Below are 25,964 nucleotides of genomic sequence, written 5' to 3' on the forward strand. Positions count from 1 at the left end.
ACGCCCCCGTTTTAATTCTGCGACGATTCACGGGCTACTTTGCGCCGCGGCGGAGTTCCCCGTTGGAATATGCCTGTTCGATTCGCACTCAAGCAGCGGCCACTGGCCCAGTTTCTCAGCTTTTCAATTGCTTCGCCGGCTGTGCGAGCGATCGGCACCACATGTTGGGCGGCGGCGTTCAACGGCAGGTCCAGAAGGGCAGCTAGTCGACAACAGGCGCGGATTTCGGCGCCGGTCCACTCGTCGTCGTTGGGGATTTGCTGGGCAGGATTCAAATGGAATTTAGCGAGGTACATTTCCCAAATCCTTCTCCGTTGCGATTGATCCGGTAGATCAATGAACGTCACGGCGTCAAAACGCTCAGCCCGCGCAAATTCCGGCGGCAAGCGAGAAATGTCATTGCAGGTCCCTACGAAGAAGACGTCGCTCGTGCGGTCGTTCAACCAAGTGAGCAATTGACCGAAAATCCGCGACGCAACGCCGGAATCTCCTGCGTTGCCACTGACTCCCGCCAGTCCTTTCTCCAATTCATCCGCGAACAGCACGCACGGTGCCATCGCGTCGACGATTCGCAGCGTTTGACGCATGTTCCGTTCGCTCTCACCCACGAGGCTTCCCAGTAGGTTGCCAATTTCAAGGGTTAACGTCGGCCGGCCGGTTTCGTTTCCGAGGCTTTTGGCAAATGCGCTCTTGCCGCAGCCGGGCGGCGACAGCAGCAACACGCCGCGTGGGCGCAATAGTGGGTTTGCTTCACCTTGTCGGCGCATCGCCCGCAAGCAGAACGCCTTGAGTGCATCCAATCCGCCGATGTCGGCGAAGGTCTCGTTGCCGCGGTGTAGAGAGATTAGGCCACTCTTCTTCAGCATCTGGGATTTTTGTTCCCAGAGCACGTCCGCGCGTAACTTACCGTGCCGCACGAGCGACAAGCTGAAGGCCCCTTCAGCTTCGTACCGTGTCAACCCTGTTGCGGCGTCGATGACGCGATCGAACTCCGCCGGGACGGGCAACTCGTCGCGCTCGGTGGCAATGCCGCGGGCAATCTCTGACAGCTGCTCGCGCCCGGGCAGATCGTGCTCGATCACCACAAACTGCTTTTCCAATTCGGCCGGTACTTGGACGATTGGCGATAAGATGACGACGAACGTGCGGTTCTGTTTGCCGTGGGCAATCTGCTTGGCGAGTGCCTGCACGATCTCGCCACTCTGCAGGAACCGATGAAAATTCACCAGTACGAGCAGCGCGGGCTGATCCGAAGCCGCGAGTGCGGAGAGTGCGCGAATGGCGGCCAGGGGATCATTGGTACCTGTATCCGCACCGGCGTCTTGGCCCTGCATTCTGAGCCCTTCTTCAATATCCCACGTGGCGAGCCGCCATTCTTCGCTACGGCACAGCATGCCGACCTCCGCTAACGCATCTTCATGCTCGTGCGATTCAATCCACAGGCCAGTGAAACAGGCCCGAACCAATTCGGATAATCGCTCGGTGAGCGACATAGGCATTCTCCTGGAAAACGAAAAATGGCCGGTGCGCACTCCCTTGGGGATGCGCATCGGCCGTAGGATTTGAAACATGTCTGGAATTGCCGTTAGCGGGCGAGATGGCGCTGCAAGCGGGCGATGCGAGCGTGCAGCCGATCCACCTTGCTGAAGGCCCGCTTGAGCTTGGTCGTCCGTCGCCGCAGCGTCACTCGATGGGCTTCAAGCTGTTCTTGTTGGCGCATTCGGCGATGAGATTGGCATGGAGGGTTCGGGTACATGGCGCAGGACACGCCGACGGACCTGACTCACGCCTGGCCCTCTTTAATCGTCTGGTCACGAGCCTGATGTTGGTGGAACTCCGCCGTGAGCTTTTCGCGCACTTGAGCACCCAAGGCTTGCTCGATAAAACGACTTGCCTGACGACATTCGCCGCCGACAATTCCCTTGGTTTCAATTTTCGCTTCGCCCTTGGGCGATACAATGACTTCGATGATCTGCTTCATACGGCACCTCTAGTCACCTGGATGGTGAGTTTGATCGAACCGTCGGCAAGCATTTGCTCGCTGACCGTGTGACCCTTCTTGCGGGCCGCGATTTTCGCTAGTTCACACGCATATGCTTGCAGAAACCGATCCAGTTCCTGCTGTTTTCCCCAACGGCCGTTGAAGTTATCAAATTGCAGCTGGCCGGTACTCAGATCGCAGACAACCGGGTAATTCCAACCGGGCAGGTTGATGCCCAGACCAGACGCCGCTGAGTTGAACAACTTGTGTTGGCCACTTACTGGTGGGGATAGACCGAGACGCTTACAGGCTGCGAGAATCGCAGCAGCATCACGTAGTTCAGTCTTTATCAAAACGATATGGGAAATGATCAGCTCCTTTCGAAAATATTGAAATTGGTTTTCTGTCGACTGAATGCGGTGAAGACAACGTCAACAGACTGCGAGTTGCTTCAAGCGCGGTGGCCGTCGGCATCCGATCCCTGGATACGCAATTCGCCGGTGGCGTTTTGCACCAATCGAGGAATTGGAGGCACCTGGTCGGCGATGAGTTCCCGGGTCAGTTCTTCAATCAGTACGTGCCCTTCTTCTTCTCGGCTCGGTTCTCGCCACAGTCCCACCAGTGAAATCCCTGCCAGTACCAGTGGCGCGATGGCGGCGATTAGTACTCCGACGGCGATGATGCAATTAGCCACCTGCGAATCGGTAAGCCGGTCCTCGGCGACTTCGGCGCGCGCAATTTCGAGCGCGTCGCGCTGCTTCGCAAGCTCGGCCTGGTCTTGCCGCAGCCCATTCTGCATTTGAATGAGTTCACGGCGGGCCTTGGCGTCAGCGTCGATCAATTGCTGACTACCTTGTGCGATCCTCTGGGTCGATTCCGCCATCCGTTGGTTCTGCGCCGCCTGTTCGTGCGTGACCTGTTGCGCAAGGTCTCCGAGTCGGGAGTCGCTGCTACATCCGACCATCAGGATGAGCACGCTCGCGATCGGGATGCTCACGATCAAGATGTGTCGTTGTTTCATTGGACTTCATTCTCCTTGTGGAAAGAATTCTGCGCAGCAGCCGGCGAGTTGCGCGAAGCATTCGCGTCTGCCACACGAGTGCTACTGCTAAAACAGCTAGTGCGACTGCAAAGCAGCCAATCAGCGTATTGATTTGCTAGTCTCCTTCTCGTAGTGAAAGGGGTTCAGTCTGTACTTGCTCATTGGTTTCTACGGCCCTTGCATTGTCCAATTTCCTGTCGCGAATTTGCGTGGCAACTGCCGTCGCTATTAGAGTGAGCACGCGATGTAGCACAGTGTTTGGAGGAATCGGACCGTCCTTCAGATTCTGTGGCGTCTTGCCGTGTCGTAATTGAATTGTCACGAACAAACTCCTCGAACAAGAAACGAAAAGACCCCGGCGTTCGGCCAGGGTCAAAACTGTATACGGTTGACTTTCCTTAGCTATAGTTCCGGCGGAATGTAGCCTTTCAAAACTTCAAACCGATACTGCGGATGCCGATGGCGACGCAGTTTGGGATAATCGTCCGGAGGAGCCGATATGAGCTGGTAAGGAGTTGCGACTTGCAATGACTTCATTCGGCGGTGTAGTTCAAGCGAGTTCCATACCGCCGTTTGAGTTGGCTTCTCTGCGAGCTGAAGAGCGATCTCCCGCTGTTCGAGACCTTCTGCCGTCAACCGCACCACGTCATTGCAAATTCGAACTCTCTGTGGAGGTTCGAACGAGTCAATCGTGATGTCGGCGGAAAGCAACGCCCTTAGGCCTGGAACTAGCTCCCCATCCGGAAAGTTTCCGAGAAGATCCAAACGACACTTGGCGCGAGGCAAGAGATGCCCCCCATCGCAAAGCCGAACGAGATAGATGTGCATGTCCGGTACGAGTTGCCGGACGAGTTCGCCGAACTCAAGCGAGTTTACAGCGAGCTTCTCGAACTCTGCTGTAAGCGATTGCCGCAATTCGCAAGGTGACATGGGAATATCAAGCGATCGTTCCCGGGCGGATTCCAAAAAACGGCGCTCAGCGGCTTGCAGTTTTTCGAGCTTGTCGATTTCCGCAAGCATCTCCGCAATGGTCGTGGAAACTCCAAAGGCGAGAAGTGCTTCCTTAACCTTTTCCTTCTTGCGAATGAGATTCACTTCGTCTCGCTCCAGATTCTTCCAGCGAGCCGTAAGCCCCTCCTTCCCCCCAGAAGTCGCTTGGCGAACGAGTTCTCGAAACTGGTCGTCAACACCATCAATTTCGAACAACTTCCGAGTAATAATTTTGACGAGTTCCTTAGCCGCAAGAATTCCTGGAAAGCCGATCGAGTTCCAACATTTCCGTTCTCTCGCGCCCGAACACATCAGATTGTCAGTGATGCCATTGCCGCCCCAAACATAATGGCGTCCACAATACCAGCAGCGGGCATGCTGCCCGAATGATCGTGTTCGCTTTCTGGGAACTTCGAGGCGAGGATCACCTCCATTTCCGGTTTTTCTCCGGAAGTGTTTGTTCCTGTCGGCAAGCAGAATGACAAGCTCGTCGAACTCAACTTGGTCAAAAAAAGCCAAGTGAGGAGCGTGATAATAGTTTGGCCCTTTGGGATTCTTTCTCGACGTGCGCTTGCCACTGGCATGGTGCTTTACCGTTGCCGTTCTTCCTCGTTGCGGAAAGCCCTTGAGCAACGTGTTTCGATAGTAGCGGAGCACCATCGTTCCGTTCCAGTTTTGGTTCCGAGCATAGGGCCCTACGGGTACCCCGCTTGCGCGAAAGTAAGCTGCCACGGCCTCGCCGTTTAGAGTTTCCCGCAAGATCCGCGATCCTTCGCGGATCACCGCCTCTCGTTGCGGATCCTTTTGCCAATCCGCATACGTCTTGGCACCTTCTGGCACAATGTAGCCCATGATTGCGCGGTTGCCCGTAGCTCCGAACTTCTTGAAGCGATTCATCGTTTTCTGTTTGATCCGCATCGAGGTTCGCTGATTGTGGGCCACGTTTTCCCCGCAAGCGTTCAAGGCATCCTGCTCCCAAGTTTCCTCTACAGTATCGATGCCATCGTTGATGCAAATTGATCGTGTGCCGTTATCGACGCCGACGCCGAGCAGGCGAGCCGCCTCTCCACCGCGAATAAGGCGACTGAGGTCGTCAAAGATGAAAACATCGTACTTTCGGGATTTGTACGCGGCCGCAATCTGTTCGAGTTCCGGCCGCTCCAGGTTCTCACCTTTGCCTTTGGTGGCGATCACGCGATATTCCGCCGGGCCCGAGTAAAGCTCTCCGATCAATTGCTTTCCGTTATCTTCCTGATCTTCGAGGCTCAGCTCCTTTTGCTTTACGCAGCCGGAAATCCGGCAGACAATTGCGACGACCAACGACATGCCGTTGCGAGGGGCAAGACCATTATCAGATTTCCTCAGCATCTCTGGACGCCTTTATTTCGAGGCGTCGGAAACAACCTTCTACGCTTGTCCCAGTGGGACAAGAGAGTTGACAACAGGTGAGAACCCCTGACTGGAAACGAGAACAAGCGAGAATGAACAAGTCTTTGCCGGCCCAGGAGTTAAAGTCATAAGCCGTTCTCGCTTCATGACTTGTAGTTTTAGGTCGGCGGAATCCTGTCCTCTCCGTTGAACTTACCGATGCCTGTCGCAAGTTGTTGTTAGGCAGCAACTTGCGACAGGCGTTTTTTATTAGTCCCAGTGACTGGGACTAATACTGGGACTAACTCAACGGATCGCACCCTCCCCTTAGGCGGGTTTGCTATCTTTCGTCCGTCTGGGCCGCGTCTGGCCGGCACCTCCAATAATTGATCGGGAATTGGTAATTAGGCTGTCTCGCTCTGTCCCGGATTCAGGTCGAGCAGCCGCATCGAACTCATCAACTTCTTGGAATCATCAGGTCGAAGATGGCGGTAGTGAGCAACCATCTTCGAGTCCCGGTGCCCCAGCCATTCGAGCAACTGGGCCTCAGTGGCACCGTTGCGGAAACTCTCGCTACAGAAGTAATGTCGCAGTGAGTGGACTCGGCCATGTTCGAAGCCAATTTCGCCCGGCGGCGTCGGGTATTTCGATTTCAGATTTTCGATGACGTAATCTTTGAGGTTACGTAGTACTGTCGAATCCTGCAGCTTCGAACCGAGCGGTCCGTGGAAAATCAGCCCGTCCAAAGTTTTGGAAAGCCGAGCCAAAACCTTCAGTAATTCGGGGTGAATCGGCAGACACCGAGTACGCTTTCCCTTGGTGTGTCGCGCGGACCCAAGCTTGATTCGACGATAGCTCCAACGTTCATCGGTAAGTCGTAGTACTCCCGCCTTCACGTCAACGTCGCTCCAGCGCAGGGAAGCAAGTTCGTTGATTCGTAGCCCCGTGCAAGCAAGCCCAATCAGCACGTCGGCGAGCCAGCCAAGTTCATTGGCGATGCAGTACAGGACCATATCGGTGACCTGCTCGAAGGTGTAACAATAGGCATCGCAACCCTCAGGCTTCACCAGTAAGAGATCGATACGATTCTCTGGGGCTAATCGCTTCTGGCTGATGAGCCAATTGACGACTGTCTTTGGTTCGGAAACCGCAATGTTCTCGACGAAATCCCCGTTCGAGCTGCGATCGTCTGTAGATCCATTTCCCACCCGCTACCTATTATGCCCAGATGAGGCAATGGTAGCCTGCTCCGTCTGGGGCGATGAGGGGGACTCGCCATTCTGGCGCCGTAAGATTTCAGCGGCGTGCGCTGCAATTATCTCCAGCAGACGGTTTTGCGCCTGCACGCTTCGCTGCCTTTCGTCTGCAAGTTTGCCTTCGATATTTTCCAGTTTACCTCCCAAGCTGAGTACGAATTCACGAAGTCTCTGACCTCTGATATTCCAGCGGCTTTTTTTACCTGATTTGACGCACCTTCTATCCGACTTAGGGCCGCTACGGCCTCAGGGCGTAAAGTGCTTCGGACGATGTGTCCTACGCTAGTTGGAGTCGGTCACATTCAATCGGTAGCCGACGCCAACTTCGGTGATGATGATTCGGGGGCGGGCAGGTTCGGATTCGATTTTGGATCGCAATTTTGCCATGGCGACGCGCAAGTAATGGCCTTCTTGGGCATGGCCGGGGCCCCAGACTTCCTTGAGCAAATAGGATTGCGTCAAGACCTTGCCAGCGTCGCGGATCAACGTCGTTAGCAGACGATATTCCGTTGGTGTGAGGTGAACTTCCTGGCCCTGCACCCAGACTCGTCGCGCGGTCAAGTCAACTTTCAGCTCGCCGGTGGCGAAGACCGGCTCGGCGGGCATTTTGCAAGCCAGACGCAGTGCGACCCGAATGCGCGCAAACAGTTCGCCGACCCCGAAGGGCTTGGTCAGATAGTCATTCGCTCCCAAGTCCAGGGCCGTTACTTTGTCGTGCTCCTGGCCGCGCGCGGAGACGATGATGATGGGGACCGAGGACCAGTCGCGAATCTGCCGCAACACCTCCAAGCCATTCTGATCGGGCAAGCCCAGATCGAGTACGATCAAATCCGGCGGTTGCGACGCTGCCAAACGCAGGCCGTCCTGAGCCGATTCGGCTTCATTGAACCGGTAGCCTTGCTCCGAGAGGGAGGCCCGCAGGAAGCGGCGAATCGGCGCTTCGTCTTCGATGATGAGGATGAGTGGAGCTTCGTGGGTCATACGAGGCCTGCCGCCTGTGGCGATTTTGATTCGGATGCCGTGGGCGGTTCTTTACTGGCTGGCAAGGTGAACGTGAAGCAGGCGCCGCCACCCGGGCGATTATGCGCATGAATCTCGCCGCCGTGGGTTTCCACGATGGCTTTGCAAATCGCGAGGCCCAGACCGGAACCGCGCTGCTGAGCGCGTGAGTCAGGCGAGCCGGCGCGGTAGAACTTTTCGAAGATGAGTCGTTCGTCTCCCGCCGCAATTCCGACACCGTGATCAGCAACGGAGATGCTCAGCCAGCCCGCCGAGTGAGAAACGTTGATTTCAAGCGGCGAGTCCGGCGGCGTGTATTTGATCGCATTATCGAGCAGGTTCACGAGCACTTGCTCGATTAGCAGGCCATCCATCTCGATCATCGGCAGTTCGGGGGGAACGCTCGTGGTGATCGTGCGAGCCGCCAGCGCCGAATCAAGCCGATGCAACGCGGCGCCAATGATCTCCTCGACGACCTCCCACTGGCGGTGAACCTGCAGGCCGGCAGCTTCGATCTTGGTCATTTCCAGCAGATTATCCACCAACCTGCTCATGCGATGCGACTCATCGTAAATGGATTGCAGCAGTTCCCGCCTCGAATGCTCGGTCGGAGAGGTCGATTGCAGCAAGGTGCTGCTGGCGCCGGCGATGCAAGATAAAGGAGTGCGAAGATCATGCGACACGCTGCTAAGCAGTGAGCTACGCAGCCGCTCGGTTTCTGCCTGCAGCAAAACCTGACTGGCTTCAAGTGACAATTGATCTCGCTCCAAGGCGAGCGCGAGCTGTCCCGCGCAGGCTTCCAGCATTTGACGCTGCCCCGGCAGTTGCAGCAGGTCTTGATCCTGGGGCCGCACGGCCAGGACACCGAGCGTCGACTGTGTGCCAATGAGCGGAACAAATATCCCACCCGTCTGTGGCAAAGTTTCCGTGCCTGCCCCTGCCGGCTGATCATTGGCAACGACCCACTGAGCCACACCCAAGCTGTTGGCATGTCTCGCCAGCTCGGTGTTCTGCCCCACGCGCAGTTGCAGTTCCCGGTGTTGATCGTGCAGATACACCGCCACTTCACCATGAAACAGTTCGCCAACTTGCGCTGCCGCGAGAGTCACGAGGAAGTCACTGCCTGAAACCGCAGCCAGTTGTTTGCTGAGTCGATACAACGTCTCCGCGCGTCGCTGCTGTTGACGGGCTGTGAGGACCTGCCCTCGAATCTGCGCCGTTAGCGCACTGATCCCCACAGAAATGCCGAGCATCACCGAAAACGTGATCAAATACTGCGCATCCGAAACCGCAAACGTCCACCGCGGCGGAACAAAGCAGAAATCGAAGACGAGCACGCTCACGACCGAAGCATAGATGCCTGGCCAACGACCGAACCAGGCTGCCGAGAGGACCACTCCCAGCAACAGAATCATCGCAATGTTGGCCTCGGCGAATTGCAGCCAGTACATGCCCGCGCCCAGGGCAGTGCAGATCGCGACGATCAAAGTCGCCCAGCCATACGGTTGCCAGTTGAACGACCGCGTAGGTGGAGGTGCTTTGACCGTAGGAGCTTCGCCCATGCCGCGGATGACATACACGTCAATGTCGCCGCTCAGGCGCAGCAATGAGTCCAAGAACGAACCAAACAGGAAAGAATGCCAACGGGGGAAATCGGTTTTGCCGGCGATGATTTTGGTCACATTGCGATCGCGCGCGTAAGTGACAATTTCATCCGCTGCATTGTTGCCCGTCAGCGTGACGGTTTCTGCGCCGAGTTGCTCGGCAAGTCGCAAATTGTTGACTAGTTGATGTTGAGCTTTCGTTGGCAAATCTTGCGCGGTTTCCACATGGACCGCGATCCAGTCGGCATGGAGTGCGCTGGCCATTCGCCGGGCAGTGCGAATGAGCTTGGCAGATTGCGGACTGGGACTGACACAGACGAGCAACCTGTCGGTGGTGGGCCAGGTCTTTCGCTCACCGCGGATGTTACGTTCGGTTTGCACATCGGCACCGACGCGATCGGCCGACCGGCGCAAGGAAATTTCGCGGAGGGCCACCAGATTGGCACGCTGAAAAAAACTTTGAATCGCCCGCTGTGCCTGCTCGGGTAAATAAACCTTGCCGGCCCGCAGTCGCTCGACCAGTTGCTCAGGCGTGATGTCGATTAGCTCGATCTCGTCAGCGCGGTCGAATACATCGTCCGGCACCGTCTCATGGACTTCGATGCCCGTGATCTGGGCAATCACATCGTTCAAACTCTCGATGTGCTGCACGTTGACCGTGGTGTAGACATCAATGTCTGCGGCCAGTAACTCTTCGACATCCTGCCAACGCTTGGCATGCCGCAGACCCTCGGCATTGGTGTGAGCCAGTTCATCAACCAGGATCAATTGCGGCTTGCGCACGAGCGCTGCATCGAGATCGAACTCGCGCAGTTTCAAATCGCGATACGGAACCTCGCGAAAGGGCAAGGCTTCGAGGCCTGCGAGCAACAACTCCGTTTCTTTGCGGCCATGTGGTTCGACATAACCGACCACCACATCGACGCCGGCTGCTTTGCGGCGCTGCGCTGCTTGCAGCATGGCATAGGTCTTTCCTACGCCGGCTGCGTAGCCAAAGAAGATGCGGAGTTGACCACGATGTTCCTTAGCCAACTCCGACTCGACGCGGCTGAGCAACATATCAGGATCAGGCCGCGCGTCAGTCATCGAAGTGCATCTCAAAGGGGTAATTGCGTTTATTATACTCGCGCGAGCTATTTCGCGTGCAGGCCGTCGAGCTCACGATTGAGCAGCAGCACATTCACGCGAGGCTCGCCCAGAATGTCCAGTTGCCTCGCTGCGCTGTGCTTTGCTACGAGTTCCTGCACCTTCTCAATCGAAAGGCTTCGCTCCTGGGCTACACGCCTCACTTGCACCGCAGCCGCTACGGGACTGATATGCGGATCGAGGCCGCTGCCGGACGAGGTGAGCAAATCGACGGGAATTTCTTTAATTCCCGGATCATACTTGCGCAGTTCCGCGGCGCGAGCTGCCGCGGCGCTTTGCACGGCCGGGTTCAGCGGTCCCAGATTAGAACCGCTCGACGATGCCGAGTTATACGGAAACGGCCCAGTTGCCGACAGCCTGCCCCAAAAATACTGCGGCTCGCTGAACTGCTGCCCCAATAGCTCGGAGCCTTGTATTTTGCCGTGTTTCACAATCAGGCTACCATTCGACTGATGCGGAAAGAACAACGCAGCGATTCCGGTGACGGCCACTGGATAGAGGATGCCAGTCAGCACGGTTAGCAACAGCAGCATGGCGATCGCTGACCAGGTTTGTTTTAGAATTTGCATGGGAAAGTCCTTTCTTATTTACGCCAGACCGCTGATGACCAGCAGCAGGTCGATCAGCTTGATGAAAATGAACGGCACGACCAGGCCACCCAGTCCGTAGATCAGCAGATTGTCGCGCAGGATTTGGGCAGCACCGACGGGGCGGTATTTCACCCCGCGTAGCGCGAGTGGAATCAGTGCGATGATCACCAGGGCGTTGAAAATGACGGCGGACAGGATTGCGCTGTTCGCGGAATGGAGCTGCATGACATCGAGCCGTTTTAGGGCTGGGTAGGTCGAAGCAAACGCGGCCGGTATGATCGCGAAGTACTTGGCGACATCGTTGGCGATGCTGAAGGTCGTCAGCGCACCGCGGGTCATCAGCAGTTGCTTGCCGATGTTGACGATCTCGATCAGCTTGGTGGGATTCGAGTCGAGATCGACCATGTTCCCTGCTTCTTTTGCGGCTTGGGTGCCGGAGTTCATGGCCACGGCGACGTCGGCCTGCGCGAGCGCTGGCGCGTCGTTGGTGCCGTCGCCGGTCATCGCCACCAGGCGGCCCCCCTGTTGATACTCGCGAATCAGTTTCAGCTTCGCTTCCGGAGTCGCTTCTGCGAGAAAGTCATCCACGCCCGCTTCGGCCGCGATGCTGGCGGCGGTCAGCGGATTGTCGCCAGTGATCATCACCGTTCTGATACCCATCTGTCGCAGCTCGGCGAAGCGTTCGCGGATGCCACCCTTCACGATGTCCTTGAGTTGAATGACTCCCAGAGCGCGGTTCTTCTCCGCGACCACGAGCGGAGTGCCACCGCTGTGGGAGATCTGCTCGACCTGTGTCCGCAATGACTTGGGAAACTCGCCCCCATACTGTTGCATGTACTTGGCAATAGCATCCGCTGAACCCTTGCGAATCTCTTTGCCGGCGAAATCGACTCCGCTCATCCGCGTGCTGGCCGAGAACGGAATGAACGTCGCATGCAGCTTGTCGAGCTCGCGGCCGCGCAGACCGAAGTCGCGCTTCGCCAGCACGACGATGCTCCGCCCTTCCGGCGTTTCATCGGCCAGGGACGATAGCTGCGCGGCATCGGCCAGTTCCGCTGGAGTGACGCCATCGGCGGGCAGGAATGCCGTCGCTTGGCGATTGCCGAGCGTGATCGTGCCGGTCTTGTCGAGCAGCAAGACATCAATGTCTCCCGCGGCTTCCACCGCACGGCCGGACATCGCGATGACATTTGCTTGGCTGAGGCGATTCATTCCCGCGATGCCGATCGCTGAGAGGAGCGCGCCGATGGTCGTGGGAATCAAACAGACGAGCAAGGCGACGAGCTTGGTGATCGAGATGGGCGTTCCCAGTTTCGCGACTTCGACGCTATACATCGAGAACGGCAACAGTGTGGCTACGACCAGCAGGAAGATGATCGTGAACCCCGCCAGCAGAATCGCCAGAGCAATTTCATTCGGCGTCTTTTGCCGCTTGGCTCCTTCCACCATGGCAATCATCCGGTCGATGAAACTCTCGCCGGGCATGGTGGTGACGCGGATGATCAGTTGATCGGAAACGACTCGCGTCCCGCCGGTGACCGAGCTGCGGTCACCGCCGCTTTCACGTACGACCGGCGCGCTTTCGCCGGTGATGGCGCTTTCGTCGACGGAAGCAACCCCTTCAACCACTTCGCCGTCGGCGGGAATGAGTTCGCCCGCGCGGACCAGCACTTCATCTCCGGGCCGCAGGTTCGGCGCCGGGGTCTGGGCGATGAGCATTTTCGCGCGGTCATAGATTTTGTGCGCGGTGACTTGCTGCCGGGATTTGCGGAGTGTGTCGGCCTGGGCCTTGCCATGTCCTTCGGCGATCGCCTCGGCAAAGTTAGCGAAGAGGACGGTGAACCAGAGCCACAACGCAATTCCACCGACGAACCAAGCCGACTCCGCGGCGCTGGTTCGCAGCGTGTGAAAGAACAGAATGGAGGTCAACAGGCTGCCGATAAACACGACAAACATGACCGGGTTCTTGACCTGCACCCGAGGGTCTAGTTTTATCAGGGCAGCCCACAGGGCTTCGCGCACCATTTGCGAACTGCCGAAGAGCGAACGATTTTTGGTGGACATGGAAAATACTCGGTTGAATTGGATTGTTCAGGATTGCCACATCGTCAATTGCTCGACGATCGGCCCCAGCGCTAACGCGGGAATGAAGCTCAAGGCACCGACGACGATCACGACGCCGATGAGCAGAATCACAAACAGCGGCGTATGCGTCGGCAGCGTGCCCGCTGTAGCTGCGGCCTTCTTCTTGGCCGCCACCGAGCCAGCGATCGCCAGGACGGGGAGCATCACCCAGAACCGCCCGATGAGCATCGCGATGCCCAGCAGCACGTTGTAAAACGGCGTATTCGCTCCCAGACCGGCAAACGCGCTGCCGTTGTTATTGCTGGCCGACGACAGGACATAGAGCACTTCGCTGTAGCCATGCGCGCCGGGGTTGAAGATGGTGGACTTGCCTTGGGCCGACATCAGCGCGATCGCGGTGCCGATCAAGACCGACGCGCACGGGAGCAAGATGGCCAGGGAAGCCATCTTCATTTCAAAGGCTTCGATTCGTTTTCCCAGGTATTCCGGCGTGCGGCCGACCATGAGTCCCGAGACGAAGACCGCGACGATCACAAACACGAGCATGCCATACAAGCCGGAGCCGACGCCACCGAAGATGACTTCGCCCAGTTGCATGAGCCACATCGGCACCAGGCCGCCGAGGGGCGTGTACGAATCGTGCATCGAGTTGACGCTGCCATTCGAGGCAGCCGTGGTCGCGGTCGCCCAAAGCGCGGAATTGACGATGCCAAAGCGAGTTTCCTTCCCCTCCATGTTGCCCACGGGCTGGATGTCTTCCAGAGCCTGGGCTGGGTCCGCACACGCTCTTGCCAGCACCGGCGTCCCTTGCTGTTCGCTGTAGACGCAAACGCCCAGCAGCACGACGAACACAATCGTCATCGCGGCGAGCAGCGCCCAGCCTTGCCGCGTGTCGGCGATCATCTTGCCGAACGTGTAACACCAAGCCGCGGCCAGTGCGAGAATCGAGATCATCTGCACGAAGTTAGAAAGGGGCGTTGGATTTTCAAACGGATGAGCGGAGTTCACGTTAAAGAACCCGCCGCCATTCGTCCCCAATTGCTTGATGGCAATCTGCGAAGCGGCGGGACCGAGCGGGATTTTTACTTCCGTGACTGCTTGTCCTTCCGCATTCGTCGTCGGCTGCAAGAGCTGCGCTGTTTCGTAGGGGCGAAATGTCTGCACGACGCCCTGCGAAACGAGCACCAGCGCGACCACCAGCGACATCGGCAGCAGGATGTATGTCGTTCCTCGGAATAGATCGACCCAGAAGTTGCCGATCGTCGTAGCCTGCACGCGAACGAAGCTACGCGCGAGCGCAGCCATCACCGCCATACCCGCCGCGGCCGAAACAAAGTTCTGCACGGTTAGGCCGAGCATCTGCGTCAGATAGCTCAGCGTGGTCTCGCCGCCGTAGCCCTGCCAGTTCGTATTCGTGACAAAGCTGATCGACGTATTGAACGAAGAGTCAGCCGACACCGCCGGCAACTGCTCCGGATTGAGCGGCAACATCCCTTGCATCCGCTGCAGCACATACAGCAGCACGAAGCCGACCGTGCTGAAGTTCAGCACGGCGAAGGCATACTGCTGCCAGGTCATTTCGTCATCGGGGTCAATGCCGCATAGCTGATACAGCCGCCGCTCGAAGGAAACGAGCTGGCGCTGCAGCCAGGTGCTCCCTTCATAGACCCAGGCCATGTACAGCCCCAGCGGTTTCGCTAGCGCCAAAAGCACAACCAGGTACAAACCCGATTGCAAATATCCATTGAGTGTCATGCGAACAACTCCGGTTTGAGCAGGGCCACGATCAAATACGCGGCCAATCCCAAAGCAGTCACAGCGGCCAGACCAAGCGTCCAGTCCATTTCAGTTCCCTTGATTCAAGAGGGGGAAGAACAACACGAGGGCCACACACAGTGCGAAGAAGCCGATGCCCACGGCGAGCAAGTTGAAATCCACAGCAGAACTCCCTCAGGGGCATCCCTGACCTGACAACCGAGTCAGTCAGCAACCCACTGCTGGAAGTATCGAAGAAGACGCATCAAAACGGTGTCAAGATTTGCGTAGAGCGCGCTAAGAAAGTATCAACAGCGACCGCCGCTCACTTGTTGCCTGGTGCTGTCCTAATACCGGTTGCTAGTTTAGGCGGGATTCGTTAGGCAACCAATAAAGCGAATTCGCGAAGCGAGTGTATTTGAAGGCCAATCCGAATTACGATGATCGGCCATGGATCTCGGCTTCTTCCTTTGGGCGGCGAACGACAATGGACGCCACCACTCCAATTGCGAGAATCGAAATGATCAATCCTAACAGGTAAAAGTTGAAGTGCTTTCCCAGCGATTCTTTCAGCCATTCCGCGAAGAACATTTTCAAACCAACGACTAGCAGGATCAACGCCAGCGACACCTTTAAATAGCGGAACTTGTCGATCAGGCCTGCCAATGCGAAGTACAGCGAGCGGAGTCCGAGGATCGCGAAAACATTACTCGTAAAAACCAGGAATGGATCAGCCGTAATGGCAAAGATCGCAGGTATGGAATCCACGGCGAAGATGACGTCGGTCGACTCGACGAGGATGAGTGCGAGAGCCAAGGGGGTAAGCATCAGCGTGCCGGGGCGAATCCGATTTGCATCCTCATCGGCAGTATCTTCCCCCGCGCGCACGACGAAGTGCTCGCCATGAAACTTGTCCGTCACCGGAAAAAAGCGGCGAGTAAGTCGAACAATCCAGTTCAAGTTCGGTGCACCGTGTTCGGTCTTGAAGACCAACATCTTGAGCGCCGTGAGAATCAGGAAAGCACCGAACAAATACAGCACCCAGTGAAACTGAGTGATAAGTACATTGCCAACGGCGATCATCGCGCCGCGCATGACCAGTGCGCCCAGGATCCCCCAAAATAGCACCCGATGCTGATAGATCGTGGGAACAGCAAAGAAACCGAAGATCATCGCGATCACGAAGACGTTGTCTACGCTCAGTGACTTCTCGACGATGTAACCCGTCAGATACTTCTCGACTGCGGTCGCTCCGTCATTCAGAAGTCCGTCTGCGATGTCGACCTGCGTCCCCAAGCCGAACCAGCGACCCTCGTAGGCAAAATAGACAAACACCGCGAAAGTGAGTCCGAGTGTGACCCACACGGCTGTCCAAGCGATCGCTTCCTTGATCGAAATCACGTGGGCCTGACGGTGAAACACACCAAGATCCAACGCGAGCATTAGGAGAACAAAGCAAACGAAACCAACCCAGAGCCAAATCATGCGAAGTTCCTCAAATCCAGGCGTCCAAAGAAGACAAGTCACCATTCAGACTCGGTCTTAGGGGCGAAAGGACGGGTTCAATCGCATCAGTGTAGGAAGCCCGTAAGTGCTAATCGTTTTCGTGCGGTGGACCCACGCTAGTGAAGATGGAGCGCAGCGATTTAGAGACGCAACGCGGCAGACCAATCCAGCAAATCTTAGTTTCGGGGTGTGTATCATTCATCGCCTTTATTGCGATCAGTGTGCCGTGCGTTTAAGGGTTCCCCAGCGCGCGACCAAATTTGATGGCCATGCGCTCGGGACTCTACACTCGTTGAGAGAGGTATGGGCATTAAGAAACTCTGGTGAGTTCCGGACGCTTCGCCGCGTCGGGAATGTTCTGCAGAAGAACCGGGATCTTCGTATGCCGCAACAGATAATCGGCCACGCTCCCGCGCACGAGGCGTGACAGACCGCCGTCGCCACGAGTTGCGATCGCAATCAGGTCAACATCGTGCGAAACCGCATAGGTCGCAATAGCCTGGCCAGGATCGCGCGAGGTCGTGAAGATCTGAGCCTCGGCCGCAATGCCTTGCTCATGCAATTGTTGACTTACCGAAAGGAGATAGCTTCTCGGGTTCGTGTGATCAAAGAGCCCAAGGGACCACTGTTCGTTTTGCACGTTCAGTAGCGTCAACGAGCCACCGGAATAGCGCGACAGTTGAGCGGCACTGTCGAGGACACCTTGTCCAAGTAGCGAGCCGTTCAGGGGTAACAGGATGCGACTGGACCGGGGATTGGCGGTCAAATCCACCGGTGCCAAGTAGCCCGACGTCAATAGCAACGGAATCGATAACCGCCGACGCAATTGGTCGACGGTATTGTTCCACCACAACCGCGAGGCGAAACGGCGGCGACGTGAACCGATGACGACTAGATCGGAACCTGCTGCGCCGTTCACGAGCGCATCCACCGTATTGAAACTATCAATCAGGACAGTTTCCGGTTGCAAGCCATCGATCCGGTCGATCTTCCGGGCAATCCTTGCTAGGTAATCCTTCTTCTCATACTTGCTGGAGTTAAGACTGGCAGATGCTTGAGACAGTTGCCAAGGATCGATGTCGTCCAGGTGAGAATAGACTCGAACCAGCCGCAAAGAGGCTCCCGATTTACGAGCGATAGCTAGTGCATGGGGCAAAGCGTGCTCGGCGTGGGCCGAGCCATCCAGCAGTACGACGATCGTCCGAATATCCTTCTCCCACGGCCTACGTTGCAGGGTCTGCGACGGCGCAGGATCGGTGCCTCGCTGATAACGACCTGGTACAGGTAGCCACGTGGAACGGAAGGCGTTGACAGCGATCCCGACTGCAGTGTTATTCTCGACGTTCATGTTTGCCTCCTGTGGCTAAGCTAGGTCGCTTTGATGAAGTAAGACACTGGACGTATAAGCGATTATCGTGCCGGGCGACGTTTTACGATCGAAACGCCAGATGAGGCAAAATTGCCTGGTTTTCGCTGGTTGAAACGCGCCGAGCGGGCAACTATTGACCACCGCGCGGCAAAAGATTGTCCGCCAGGAGCAGGGCTACCAAAAAGCCGCAGAGATCCGTGATCGCGGCCAGAATGGGGCCCGAGGCCAGCGCGGGATCGAGTTTCCACCGCTTCAGCGCAAGCGGGAGAATTCCACCAAGGCAAGCCGCGACCAGCGTATTGACGATGATCGCGACGCCGACCACCACGCTTAACAGCAGATTGCGCTGCCAGATCAAACAAACGCTCGCAATCGCGATTCCCAGAATGACGCCATTGACGATGCCGACGATGGCTTCTTTGCGAACCACCCACAAGAATTCACGAGGCTGCACCAACCCGAGTGACAACTCGCGAATGCTAACCGCGAGCGCTTGATTGCCAGAGTTGCCGCCCATGCCAGAAATGACGGGCAGGAACACCGCCAGCGCGATGGCCGCCGTCAATGTTTCTTCATACCAGCCGATTACGCTGGCCGCGACGAGGCTGAGAAGTAGACTTACGGCCAGCCAAGGGAAGCGCCGCATCACTCGGTTGGTCCAATTCATGCTGCGGTATTCCTCACCGCTCCAGACACCGCTGGCCAGCAGCATCCGACGATCCAAGCTTTCCGACAACGCTTCTTCAACATCCGTGGCAAGCACAACGCCTAACAGCCGGTCCACTGAGTCCACAACTGGCAAACCAAAATACGGATGGCGGTCAAACAATCGCAGCAAATCATCGAGCGGCATATCGGCAGGCACCCGCAGAGGGCTGCGAGTCATTATCTCTCGCAAGGGGATAGTACGCTCCACTAATAGGAGGTCTCGCAAGCGTAACACTCCCGTCAGGCGCTGCTCCGCATCAACGACGTAGGTGTATTGCGCATGGAACCGCGAATACATGACTGCGTTCAGGCGCAAATCTTCAATAACATCCTCAACGAGCGTGGACTCAGCAAAGGCTAGGAACTCGGCGATCATCAGACCGCCCGCCGTATCCGCGTGATACTGACTCAATTTCAGCACACTCTGGGCAACATCACGTGGCAGCGCGGCCAGGATTGGGGCGGCAGCGGATTTTAGCTCAGCAATTAAATCTGCCTGCTCATTGCTCGGAAACGTACCCAGCAGTTCCGCCGCCCGTTCGACCTGTAAGTGCAATAGCACTTCAGCAGCTTGAACAATCGCCATCTCGTGCAGCAGTTGCGCAGCATCGCCAAGTGGCAGCAGCGTGAAGAGTTGTCCCTGGGCATTGGCCTCCAAGCGAGTCGCAAGTCGCTTGGCCTCGCCAGGGGGTAGGTTCGCGAGGAATTCAGTGAGATCTGATGCAACTTGTCTCCGCAGCAGGTCGTCGAACTGTGCCAAATTAGAGTCGCTCATGGGAGTTGCTTTATTGCCGCTCAAGATTGCGAAACGCTCAACTATAGCAGCGATGCTTGTGCGCGGCGTGTTTGGTCTTGGAGTGAGTTCACCGGGACCCGCGACATCCCTCGATTAGATGAGCGAGAATCAATTCGTGGCATGCGATGCCTGATGCACAACGGGCGTGGTAGTCAGCGTTGGTAGCGCGATTGGAAAGCGCGGAGCCTCGCCTGATACTCTTGCTTGAGTAATGGATTGCAAGCAAGCCATTCATCCAGCGAGTTCTTCGGCAAGCCGTAAATTGGCTCGTACCTTTCAAGTTCCTTTTCGTCAGCGGCAGCTGTACGAGTGCGATAAAGTGAATTGATCATCGGAGCTCCCTTCAACGTTCTATTGGAAAACAAATGGCAATGCGGCAAATGTTGCGTATGTTCACGAACTTCGAGGTGTGGCAATAGTTCGTTCAACGCAATGCTTACCACGTGGAGACTGCTGTCTTGTATCCACGCAGCCGCCCTCATTCTCCCACCGGAGTAACGCAAGCTTGTCACATGCAAATTGACTGGCATTCATGTCGTGTTCCTTCACGAGACAACTGATACTCCCGAGATCTCACGGTGCCGTAGGCGTCTTCGATCGGATGCTGATGACCCAGATGCTGTCGCACGACGCGGCTTCCATTGGCCTCCAATCAAACTAGGAAGCTTCTGGCTGACAATGCGGTTCACAATTTCCGTGATTTCCTGCGGCGATAATGCACTCCCGTGGTGTCGAGGGCTACCACCGACAAGATTGCCTCCGCCCCATCTGCCGCGCCGGAAATCCTCCGTCACGTTGAATTCGTACAAGATGGCCGGTACATCGAATGGTACAAACGGAGAAACCCGCCCGATCGCATACGACCAGGCGCCGTTCGCCAAAGGCCGGACGGAAACATATGCTCGAATTCCATCCGCCACCATGCCCGCTCGTGACTGGGGGCCGATCTCGTGTACTAGTGCCCAGCCTTTGCCACCGCCGATCCGCTCGTAACGAGTGTCGAGTGGAAGCAACTGCCCCTTGCCAGCCAGATGGTCGCCAATTCGTTGTCCCACTTGATCGATGATCGAACGCTGTAAAGCCGCCTGGGGCTGATCAAGTGTTCCCTCTAACTTGGCCTGCCGATAGGGCGCGAAAACCCACGCGAGTTCGCTCATAAGTTGTCCATCCAGTGGTTGCAGATTGGCACCCCCTGTCGTGTCAAGCAGATCCACGGACTGAACCAACTTCACCAGTCTCGCGTTGGAAGGATGGCAGACAAGTTGTGGATTTTGAAGCAAGAACCAAGACAGGCATACATCCTCGTCGCAATCATTGGCATAAACCTGAGCGCGAGGTCCTTCACGGTCTCGAAACGCCTCGAACAACCCCTGTCGGATACACAACCAGACTTGCGAACACGTGGCGCGGGTGGCGAGTCGGTCTACGTCGGCGTGATGGTCAAGATTGAGCCACGGCCCCCGAGCGTCATACTGTGAGCCTCCGTTTACATAGCCGTCGAGCGCGATTGAATACGGCGGATGGATTTGGCGGAACTTGCACCACGAAAGAGCTTCCGCGCCGGGACACAAAGTTAAGGCAAACCTGTTCATAGCAGCTCCCTTATTACGTTCTTGTTCACTCCACTAAGCCAGTCAGCCAGCGGCTGAGTTGATGATGCCCGAGGCGGCGAGATTGGCTGCCACGTTTGTGCAGTTGGCGACGCGCAGCGTGCCGAGCTCGCAGTGCAGCTGTTTGAACTGCCGAGCGAATCGTGTCTGCCGCATCCCGAACCACGACCGACCCCAGCAATGACGACCAGAGCTTTAGATGGCACGAAAATCCAGTTTCGCCGCCACCAACCTTGGTCGGTCCGATGGTCAGCACGCAGCTGGCGATTTTCTCCTGTTCGCGTTGAAAGGTGCGACGGATAAAAGCTTCCACATTGCGTCGCTGGCGAGGACTGAGCGTTGTGCTTTTCGTACGAATGGTGATCCACATTGTTTCCTCCAGATATTCAAGTAGTTGTTAACGTGGGAGAGCCGCGGGCCGGCAAGCCCTGCAAGCGAATAACTGCATACGATCTACGGCGTCATTCAGTGCCTACCCCCGCTGGGTGTCCGTTAACCGGAGTAATCGGCGGGTGTATATGCGGCGGCAATTGAGCGACAGGAAATCCAGGGCACAGAATCAGCCTTTTCTCTCCCTGTTTGATCGCAAACTGCCACAATCGCCCGCGCAAGTGAGGTTCCACGTCACTGGCAATCGGCGCAAACTCAAAGGGGGACGTAAGGGGAAAATTGCATTCATGCGTAACTCCTTCCGCGGAAATCTGCGCACAAGTGGACTCGACTACACGAGCAATCCCTCCGTGTCTGCCTCGCAACCGACTTTCGCTTGGGAGACCTTAACGATTTCCAGCCGCGATTTTCCCTGGGGAACGGGCCACTCGATGATGTCACGCAGGCGGTATCCAAGGATCGCCGTGCCGATTGGAGCCAAAACCGAGATGCGCTGCCGGACCACATCGGCTTCGTGCGGAAGAACGAGCATGTATCGCTCGAGTTCCTCGGTATCGAGATCGCGAAGCCAGACAGTCGAATTTAGCGCGACCACACTGCGAGGTAGCTCTTCGGGCGAGGTAATCGTGGCGCGCACCAGTTCGCGTTCAAGAGCTTCGATGTTTTGCCACGCGATGCGGCGATCGAGGCGGGCCGAATCGATCAGCTTGAGCAATCGATCGCGATCCGTCGACGAGATGATGATGTTCTGCGAGCGCATGAGGAGAGACTCCGATCCAAAAAGGAAAAGTAGCGGGAACACTTGGGCAGAGGGCCGATTAGCAAGAACAGGCGGGTTCGGCGCTGCGCGGGTGACCAGATTTAGTCAGGTGGAGCAGCACATCGGGCATGCTGATCACTCCGACTAGTTCATTCCGATCGTTGATTACGTAGAGCCGCCGTACTGGCCCCTGCATAAGACGATTCACGACCTCGTGGACGGGAGTCGTACGGCGGGTGCTTTCCACAGCTGGGTGGGCAATCTCGGTCACCGAGGTCCAGTCGTGCGATTGCTCCACGAAGCTCTGAGGCGAAGAACGCAGCGTGAATTCATCCCAGGCCGCGCACGCCGCCAGTGTCACTACGCCCGCCAGCCGGCCGAGTTCATCCACTACCGGTGCTGCCTCCAGTGCATGCAGCTGGAGTAGCGCACTGGCTTTCTGAATTGGCGTGTACTTATCAAACGACAGCGGATCATGCGTCATCAGATCGGCTGCCGTTAACGGGCGAAGCATCATGGCCTGTGTTGCGATTGTCGACGCAAAAGTGGTCATGGGAGGCTCCTTTTCCGGGGCAAGATGACGGACGAAAGTTGTTGCTACTGCAATACCGATATAGCAATCGTCATGCCGCTCCAGCGATATTGAAACCTGGCCCCAGTTACTGGACCTAAATCCGGCGTCTTGCGCAGACAGAACGACATAACTTGCTGTTTCAACCCCGAACTGAGCGCGTCAAGAATTCTTCGGTGGAGTATCGGCAATGCCCTCGGTCGCGTCTTCGGCAAGTTTTCGCCCACGCCTGGCAAAACTTTGCGCGATACTTGCAAGTTCATCGCCGAGGGCAGGAGCGACCAGCAGCGGGCCAATCTCAAGGAGTTTCACAACGAAAACACCGCGGCTTTTTTCGAAAGTTATCCGGACAGCATCTTGCGCCTGTACGATTCGCAGCTTGATTCGTTCACCTCGCAAAAAGATGGGGCAGTCAGGTGGCACGTAGAATACTTTTAGCCCGATTGGAAGCAGGACAGCGATCTCCCGTCCCAGTGTGTCCACGCTCTGGACCGTTCCCTCAAGGCACTCAGAACAGTTAATTGCCGTCGCAGACCTCGCGAACTTCGGATTTCTAAGTTGCTGGCTCCTCATGCAATGCAGCTAATACAAACGCTGTGCCACAGCCTAAACCAAGTCAAGGTAAAGGCGACTACAATGCGTAGCACCTCGATTCGCGCCAGTCGTCACTCTTGAACTGACAGTTTAATGACACCCGATTCTCACACGCGAATGGAAGTAGCAGCGGAAATCGGCCGCTGGGCAGTTACCGACTACGACTTCGAGTCCCTGCTCGCACAGATGGCTGAGGCGATTTGCGAACACTTGCACGTGGAATTCAGCAGCTTTCTGCAGCTAATGCCCGACGGTAATGTAGTTTTCCAAGCTGGCGCGGGCTGGAAGGAGGGAATCATCGGCCGTGCGACCATCGAGATGGGTAGTGAAACAGCGGCCGGTTATGTCATCCGCACGTTAACGCCTCTGGCCATCAGCGATTTGCGCAGCGATGACCGCTTTGTCGTTTCGCCGTTGTTGCACGAACACGGCGTGGTGAGCACTTTGACCGTTCCGTTGTTAGGCCAAGATCGTCCGCTCGGCGTGTTGGGCGCACACAGTTGCCAGCCTCGGTTGTTCACTTCTGAAGAAACAGCCTGGTTGCAGGTGATTGCCAGCTTTCTTTCGGCACGCATTGAGCGCTCGCGCCTAAGTCAGGGTGAGAGCAACGAGAAAATGCTTCGCGCTGAGCAAATGATGGCCATCGGCCAGGTCGCGGCTGGGGTAGCCCATGAACTCCGAAATCCACTGACGTCGATTAAGGGGCTGATTCAGGTGAATCTGCGGGAGCTAGTGGCGCGTGGCCTCCCAGCGGATGACTTGGCGATCATCGAGCATGAGATTCGCCGGATGGAAATGACATTGCAAACATTTCTCGACTTTGCCCGCCCGCCGCAACCTGACCGCCGTCGCCAGGAAATTGGCCCCATCGTCGGCAGAGTTTTGGCACTTGTCGGCGGTCGTTCGCGTAAGCAACACGTTGAGCTAAAGTTTCAGCAGCACGAGCCGACTGCTCAAGCGGAGATAGATGCCGATCAGATTCAGCAGTTGTTACTCAATCTAGTGCTTAACGCGCTAGACGCGATGCCCCAGGGCGGCGCTTTAGAAGTCGAGCTAAGCCCGCCGCGAGATGGTCACCTGGAAGTCTATGTCCGAGACACTGGACACGGCATCGCTCCGCAAATTTTGCCTAAGGTGTTCGAGACGTTTGTCAGCAGCAAGGAAACAGGCGTCGGCCTGGGATTGCCTTTATCGCGTCGGATTGCCGAGGAACACGGTGGGGCACTGACGGCCTACAATCTTCCCCTTGAGGGAGCTTGCTTTTTATTGCGCCTGCCTGTTGCTCCCAGTGAACGTCCCGATCACACAGCTGATTGTCGATAGGGGAAACCGTGCCAACTCTGCTTGTTGTTGACGACGAACCGTCGATCTTGCATTTCTTTCGACGTGCCTTTCCGGCCGACGAGGTGAACTTGATCACAGCATCGTCTGCCGCCGAAGGACTTGCCCAAGTTCAAGCCGCCAATCCGGATGTGACCATCCTCGATGTCGATTTGGCCGGACAGTCAGGCCTGGAGTTGTTTCGCCAGATTAAGGAGCTCGATTCACGCGTCCCGGTCATCTTCATCACGGGGCATGGGACGACAGCCACTGCCATCGAGGCGATGCAACTCGGAGCCTATGAATACTTGCTCAAGCCGTTGGAGCTCGATCAACTGCTGGACTTGGTCGACCGAGCGTTTGAAATCAGCCGGTTGATGAAGATTCCGCCGGTGATTGCCGAGGGGCCCGAACACACTGATGCACCAGACGCATTGGTGGGACGATGCCCCGCCATGCAAACGGTTTACAAAGCCATTGGACGCGTTGCCTCGCAAGATGTCACGGTGCTCATTTTGGGTGAAAGCGGCACCGGGAAGGAACTGGTTGCTCGGGCGATCTACCATTACAGCAGACGTGCGAAGGGGCCGTTCCTGGCGATCAATTGCGCGGCGATTCCCGACGCCCTGCTGGAAAGCGAGTTGTTCGGGCATGAAAAAGGAGCATTTACCGGGGCAGATCGGCGGCGAATCGGCAAGTTCGAGCAATGCAACGGCGGTACGCTGTTTCTGGATGAAATTGGCGATATGTCTCCGCTGACGCAAACCAAGATCTTGCGGGTTCTCCAAGGGCAGGAGTTCGAACGTGTCGGCGGGAACGAGGTTATCCGATCCAATGTTCGTGTTGTCGCGGCGACGAATCGCGATCTGGAAAAGATGGTTGCGGAAGGAACCTTTCGCGGCGATCTCTTTTATCGGCTGAACGTCTTCACGATTCGGCTACCAGCGCTCCGGGAACGCGGAGACGATGTGCCCCTGCTCGCACAGCATTTTATGTATCGCTTCGCGAAGGAATTAAATACGAATGTGCAAAGTGTCGCAGAAGAGACCATGAAGTTGTTGACGCAGTATCCGTGGCCGGGCAACGTCCGCGAATTCCAGAGCGTGATCAAACAGGCACTACTCCAGGCAACTGGTCCTGTTTTGTTACCAGAGTTTCTTCCCAGTGCAGTGCGCAACCGGCCGGACGCTTCGGACCAGTCAGCTTCCTCGAAGATGGACTTGACCGCCTTGTCCACGTTCATCCAGCAGCGGTTAAGCGCCGAGTCCACATCTCTGTATGCCGAATTCCAAGCGATTACGGATTGTCACCTGCTGAAGCTCGTACTCGAACACGCCGGTGGAAACCTCTCGAAAGCTGCCAGGATATTGGGGATCACGCGGGCAACATTGCGATCAAAGCTGCAATCACTCGGGCTGTCAGGTGATCAAACTCGCGCATCAACGGAAGGCCTCTGACACGAACAGACCTCCTTCGCTCGGGCGGGCATGCTTTGGAAATATATCGTGCTGATATGGGCGCTCC

24 protein-coding genes are annotated in these 25,964 nt (G+C 56.6%); 2 read left to right on the forward strand and 22 right to left on the reverse strand.

Going from position 1 to position 25,964, the window contains the following annotated elements:
• Window positions 1-11: 11 nt before the first annotated feature.
• The 22 genes from ETAA8_RS08680 to ETAA8_RS34480 form a co-directional block, all read right to left on the reverse strand.
• Window positions 12-1,493, reverse strand: coding sequence for an AAA family ATPase (locus tag ETAA8_RS08680; RefSeq protein WP_145087530.1), 1,482 nt, complete (start codon window positions 1,491-1,493; stop codon window positions 12-14).
• 92 nt (window positions 1,494-1,585) lie between these two features.
• Window positions 1,586-1,720 carry a hypothetical protein gene (locus ETAA8_RS35570; protein WP_261343625.1) on the reverse strand — a complete coding sequence of 45 codons (135 nt, stop codon included), beginning with the start codon at window positions 1,718-1,720 and terminating at the stop codon, window positions 1,586-1,588.
• 63 nt (window positions 1,721-1,783) lie between these two features.
• On the reverse strand, window positions 1,784-1,981 hold the full coding sequence (locus tag ETAA8_RS08685; RefSeq protein ID WP_145087532.1) for a DUF2997 domain-containing protein: 198 nt from the start codon (window positions 1,979-1,981) through the stop codon (window positions 1,784-1,786).
• Window positions 1,978-2,244, reverse strand: coding sequence for a hypothetical protein (locus tag ETAA8_RS08690; RefSeq protein WP_315851587.1), 267 nt, complete (start codon window positions 2,242-2,244; stop codon window positions 1,978-1,980). The genes ETAA8_RS08685 and ETAA8_RS08690 overlap by 4 nt, the downstream gene beginning before the upstream one ends.
• A 188-nt stretch (window positions 2,245-2,432) precedes the next feature.
• Complete coding sequence (locus tag ETAA8_RS08695; RefSeq protein WP_145087535.1) at window positions 2,433-3,002, reverse strand: efflux RND transporter periplasmic adaptor subunit; 570 nt, start codon at window positions 3,000-3,002, stop codon at window positions 2,433-2,435.
• Between the two features lie 423 nt (window positions 3,003-3,425).
• Window positions 3,426-5,381 carry a recombinase family protein gene (locus ETAA8_RS08700; protein ID WP_145087537.1) on the reverse strand — a complete coding sequence of 652 codons (1,956 nt, stop codon included), beginning with the start codon at window positions 5,379-5,381 and terminating at the stop codon, window positions 3,426-3,428.
• Window positions 5,382-5,785: 404 nt separating this feature from the next.
• Window positions 5,786-6,448 (reverse strand): tyrosine-type recombinase/integrase, encoded by a 663-nt coding sequence (locus tag ETAA8_RS08705; RefSeq protein WP_145087539.1) that lies wholly within the window; start codon window positions 6,446-6,448, stop codon window positions 5,786-5,788.
• Between the two features lie 471 nt (window positions 6,449-6,919).
• A complete protein-coding gene (locus tag ETAA8_RS08710) occupies window positions 6,920-7,618 on the reverse strand; it encodes a response regulator (RefSeq protein WP_145087541.1) in 699 nt (232 codons plus the stop codon).
• A complete protein-coding gene (locus ETAA8_RS08715) occupies window positions 7,615-10,326 on the reverse strand; it encodes a sensor histidine kinase (protein ID WP_145087543.1) in 2,712 nt (903 codons plus the stop codon). The genes ETAA8_RS08710 and ETAA8_RS08715 overlap by 4 nt, the downstream gene beginning before the upstream one ends.
• Before the next feature lie 47 nt (window positions 10,327-10,373).
• Complete coding sequence (gene kdpC / locus ETAA8_RS08720) at window positions 10,374-10,955, reverse strand: potassium-transporting ATPase subunit KdpC (RefSeq protein WP_145087545.1); 582 nt, start codon at window positions 10,953-10,955, stop codon at window positions 10,374-10,376.
• Window positions 10,956-10,973: 18 nt separating this feature from the next.
• Window positions 10,974-13,040 (reverse strand): potassium-transporting ATPase subunit KdpB, encoded by a 2,067-nt coding sequence (gene kdpB, locus ETAA8_RS08725; protein ID WP_145087547.1) that lies wholly within the window; start codon window positions 13,038-13,040, stop codon window positions 10,974-10,976.
• Between the two features lie 27 nt (window positions 13,041-13,067).
• The gene (gene kdpA / locus ETAA8_RS08730; RefSeq protein ID WP_145087548.1) at window positions 13,068-14,816 is read right to left on the reverse strand and encodes a potassium-transporting ATPase subunit KdpA; all 1,749 of its coding nucleotides are present in this window, start codon (window positions 14,814-14,816) and stop codon (window positions 13,068-13,070) included.
• On the reverse strand, window positions 14,813-14,905 hold the full coding sequence (gene kdpF, locus ETAA8_RS08735) for a K(+)-transporting ATPase subunit F (RefSeq protein ID WP_145087550.1): 93 nt from the start codon (window positions 14,903-14,905) through the stop codon (window positions 14,813-14,815). The genes kdpA and kdpF overlap by 4 nt, the downstream gene beginning before the upstream one ends.
• 346 nt (window positions 14,906-15,251) lie before the next feature.
• Window positions 15,252-16,301 (reverse strand): TerC family protein, encoded by a 1,050-nt coding sequence (locus ETAA8_RS08740; protein ID WP_145087552.1) that lies wholly within the window; start codon window positions 16,299-16,301, stop codon window positions 15,252-15,254.
• Window positions 16,302-16,632: 331 nt separating this feature from the next.
• Window positions 16,633-17,670, reverse strand: a complete 1,038-nt coding sequence (locus tag ETAA8_RS08745) for a universal stress protein (RefSeq protein WP_145087554.1) — start codon at window positions 17,668-17,670, stop codon at window positions 16,633-16,635.
• Between the two features lie 151 nt (window positions 17,671-17,821).
• Entirely contained in the window at window positions 17,822-19,174 is a 1,353-nt protein-coding gene (mgtE, locus tag ETAA8_RS08750) for a magnesium transporter (RefSeq protein WP_145087556.1), read from the reverse strand.
• A gap of 173 nt (window positions 19,175-19,347) precedes the next feature.
• Entirely contained in the window at window positions 19,348-19,527 is a 180-nt protein-coding gene (locus tag ETAA8_RS08755; protein WP_145087558.1) for a hypothetical protein, read from the reverse strand.
• A 213-nt stretch (window positions 19,528-19,740) separates the two neighbouring features.
• Window positions 19,741-20,352 carry a hypothetical protein gene (locus ETAA8_RS08760; RefSeq protein ID WP_145087560.1) on the reverse strand — a complete coding sequence of 204 codons (612 nt, stop codon included), beginning with the start codon at window positions 20,350-20,352 and terminating at the stop codon, window positions 19,741-19,743.
• Between the two features lie 460 nt (window positions 20,353-20,812).
• Window positions 20,813-21,175: a hypothetical protein gene (locus ETAA8_RS08765; protein WP_145087562.1), complete on the reverse strand. Its 363-nt coding sequence runs from the start codon at window positions 21,173-21,175 to the stop codon at window positions 20,813-20,815.
• A 351-nt stretch (window positions 21,176-21,526) separates the two neighbouring features.
• The gene (locus tag ETAA8_RS08770; RefSeq protein ID WP_145087564.1) at window positions 21,527-21,955 is read right to left on the reverse strand and encodes a GreA/GreB family elongation factor; all 429 of its coding nucleotides are present in this window, start codon (window positions 21,953-21,955) and stop codon (window positions 21,527-21,529) included.
• A 58-nt stretch (window positions 21,956-22,013) separates the two neighbouring features.
• Complete coding sequence (locus ETAA8_RS08775) at window positions 22,014-22,508, reverse strand: CBS domain-containing protein (protein ID WP_145087566.1); 495 nt, start codon at window positions 22,506-22,508, stop codon at window positions 22,014-22,016.
• 180 nt (window positions 22,509-22,688) lie between these two features.
• Window positions 22,689-22,838: a hypothetical protein gene (locus tag ETAA8_RS34480; protein ID WP_202921690.1), complete on the reverse strand. Its 150-nt coding sequence runs from the start codon at window positions 22,836-22,838 to the stop codon at window positions 22,689-22,691.
• A 375-nt stretch (window positions 22,839-23,213) separates the two neighbouring features.
• Here ETAA8_RS34480 and ETAA8_RS08780 point away from each other — a divergent pair, with 375 nt between their 5' ends.
• Window positions 23,214-24,443: a GAF domain-containing sensor histidine kinase gene (locus ETAA8_RS08780; protein WP_145087568.1), complete on the forward strand. Its 1,230-nt coding sequence runs from the start codon at window positions 23,214-23,216 to the stop codon at window positions 24,441-24,443.
• A gap of 8 nt (window positions 24,444-24,451) precedes the next feature.
• Complete coding sequence (locus ETAA8_RS08785; RefSeq protein WP_145087570.1) at window positions 24,452-25,897, forward strand: sigma-54-dependent transcriptional regulator; 1,446 nt, start codon at window positions 24,452-24,454, stop codon at window positions 25,895-25,897.
• Window positions 25,898-25,964 lie beyond the last annotated feature (67 nt).

Source organism: Anatilimnocola aggregata (genome assembly GCF_007747655.1).
GTDB lineage: Bacteria > Planctomycetota > Planctomycetia > Pirellulales > Pirellulaceae > Anatilimnocola > Anatilimnocola aggregata.

Coding starts and splice junctions, on each gene's coding strand:
- ETAA8_RS08680 (WP_145087530.1), bottom strand. CDS start 1,493: ATGTCGCTCACCGAGCGATTATCCGAATTGGTTCGGGCCTGTTTCACT.
- ETAA8_RS35570 (WP_261343625.1), bottom strand. CDS start 1,720: ATGCGCCAACAAGAACAGCTTGAAGCCCATCGAGTGACGCTGCGGCGA.
- ETAA8_RS08685 (WP_145087532.1), bottom strand. CDS start 1,981: ATGAAGCAGATCATCGAAGTCATTGTATCGCCCAAGGGCGAAGCGAAA.
- ETAA8_RS08695 (WP_145087535.1), bottom strand. CDS start 3,002: ATGAAACAACGACACATCTTGATCGTGAGCATCCCGATCGCGAGCGTG.
- ETAA8_RS08700 (WP_145087537.1), bottom strand. CDS start 5,381: ATGCTGAGGAAATCTGATAATGGTCTTGCCCCTCGCAACGGCATGTCG.
- ETAA8_RS08710 (WP_145087541.1), bottom strand. CDS start 7,618: ATGACCCACGAAGCTCCACTCATCCTCATCATCGAAGACGAAGCGCCG.
- ETAA8_RS08715 (WP_145087543.1), bottom strand. CDS start 10,326: ATGACTGACGCGCGGCCTGATCCTGATATGTTGCTCAGCCGCGTCGAG.
- kdpC (WP_145087545.1), bottom strand. CDS start 10,955: ATGCAAATTCTAAAACAAACCTGGTCAGCGATCGCCATGCTGCTGTTG.
- kdpB (WP_145087547.1), bottom strand. CDS start 13,040: ATGTCCACCAAAAATCGTTCGCTCTTCGGCAGTTCGCAAATGGTGCGC.
- kdpA (WP_145087548.1), bottom strand. CDS start 14,816: ATGACACTCAATGGATATTTGCAATCGGGTTTGTACCTGGTTGTGCTT.
- kdpF (WP_145087550.1), bottom strand. CDS start 14,905: ATGGACTGGACGCTTGGTCTGGCCGCTGTGACTGCTTTGGGATTGGCC.
- ETAA8_RS08740 (WP_145087552.1), bottom strand. CDS start 16,301: ATGATTTGGCTCTGGGTTGGTTTCGTTTGCTTTGTTCTCCTAATGCTC.
- ETAA8_RS08745 (WP_145087554.1), bottom strand. CDS start 17,670: ATGAACGTCGAGAATAACACTGCAGTCGGGATCGCTGTCAACGCCTTC.
- mgtE (WP_145087556.1), bottom strand. CDS start 19,174: ATGAGCGACTCTAATTTGGCACAGTTCGACGACCTGCTGCGGAGACAA.
- ETAA8_RS08755 (WP_145087558.1), bottom strand. CDS start 19,527: ATGATCAATTCACTTTATCGCACTCGTACAGCTGCCGCTGACGAAAAG.
- ETAA8_RS08760 (WP_145087560.1), bottom strand. CDS start 20,352: ATGAGCGAACTCGCGTGGGTTTTCGCGCCCTATCGGCAGGCCAAGTTA.
- ETAA8_RS08765 (WP_145087562.1), bottom strand. CDS start 21,175: ATGTGGATCACCATTCGTACGAAAAGCACAACGCTCAGTCCTCGCCAG.
- ETAA8_RS08770 (WP_145087564.1), bottom strand. CDS start 21,955: ATGCGCTCGCAGAACATCATCATCTCGTCGACGGATCGCGATCGATTG.
- ETAA8_RS08775 (WP_145087566.1), bottom strand. CDS start 22,508: ATGACCACTTTTGCGTCGACAATCGCAACACAGGCCATGATGCTTCGC.
- ETAA8_RS08780 (WP_145087568.1), top strand. CDS start 23,214: ATGACACCCGATTCTCACACGCGAATGGAAGTAGCAGCGGAAATCGGC.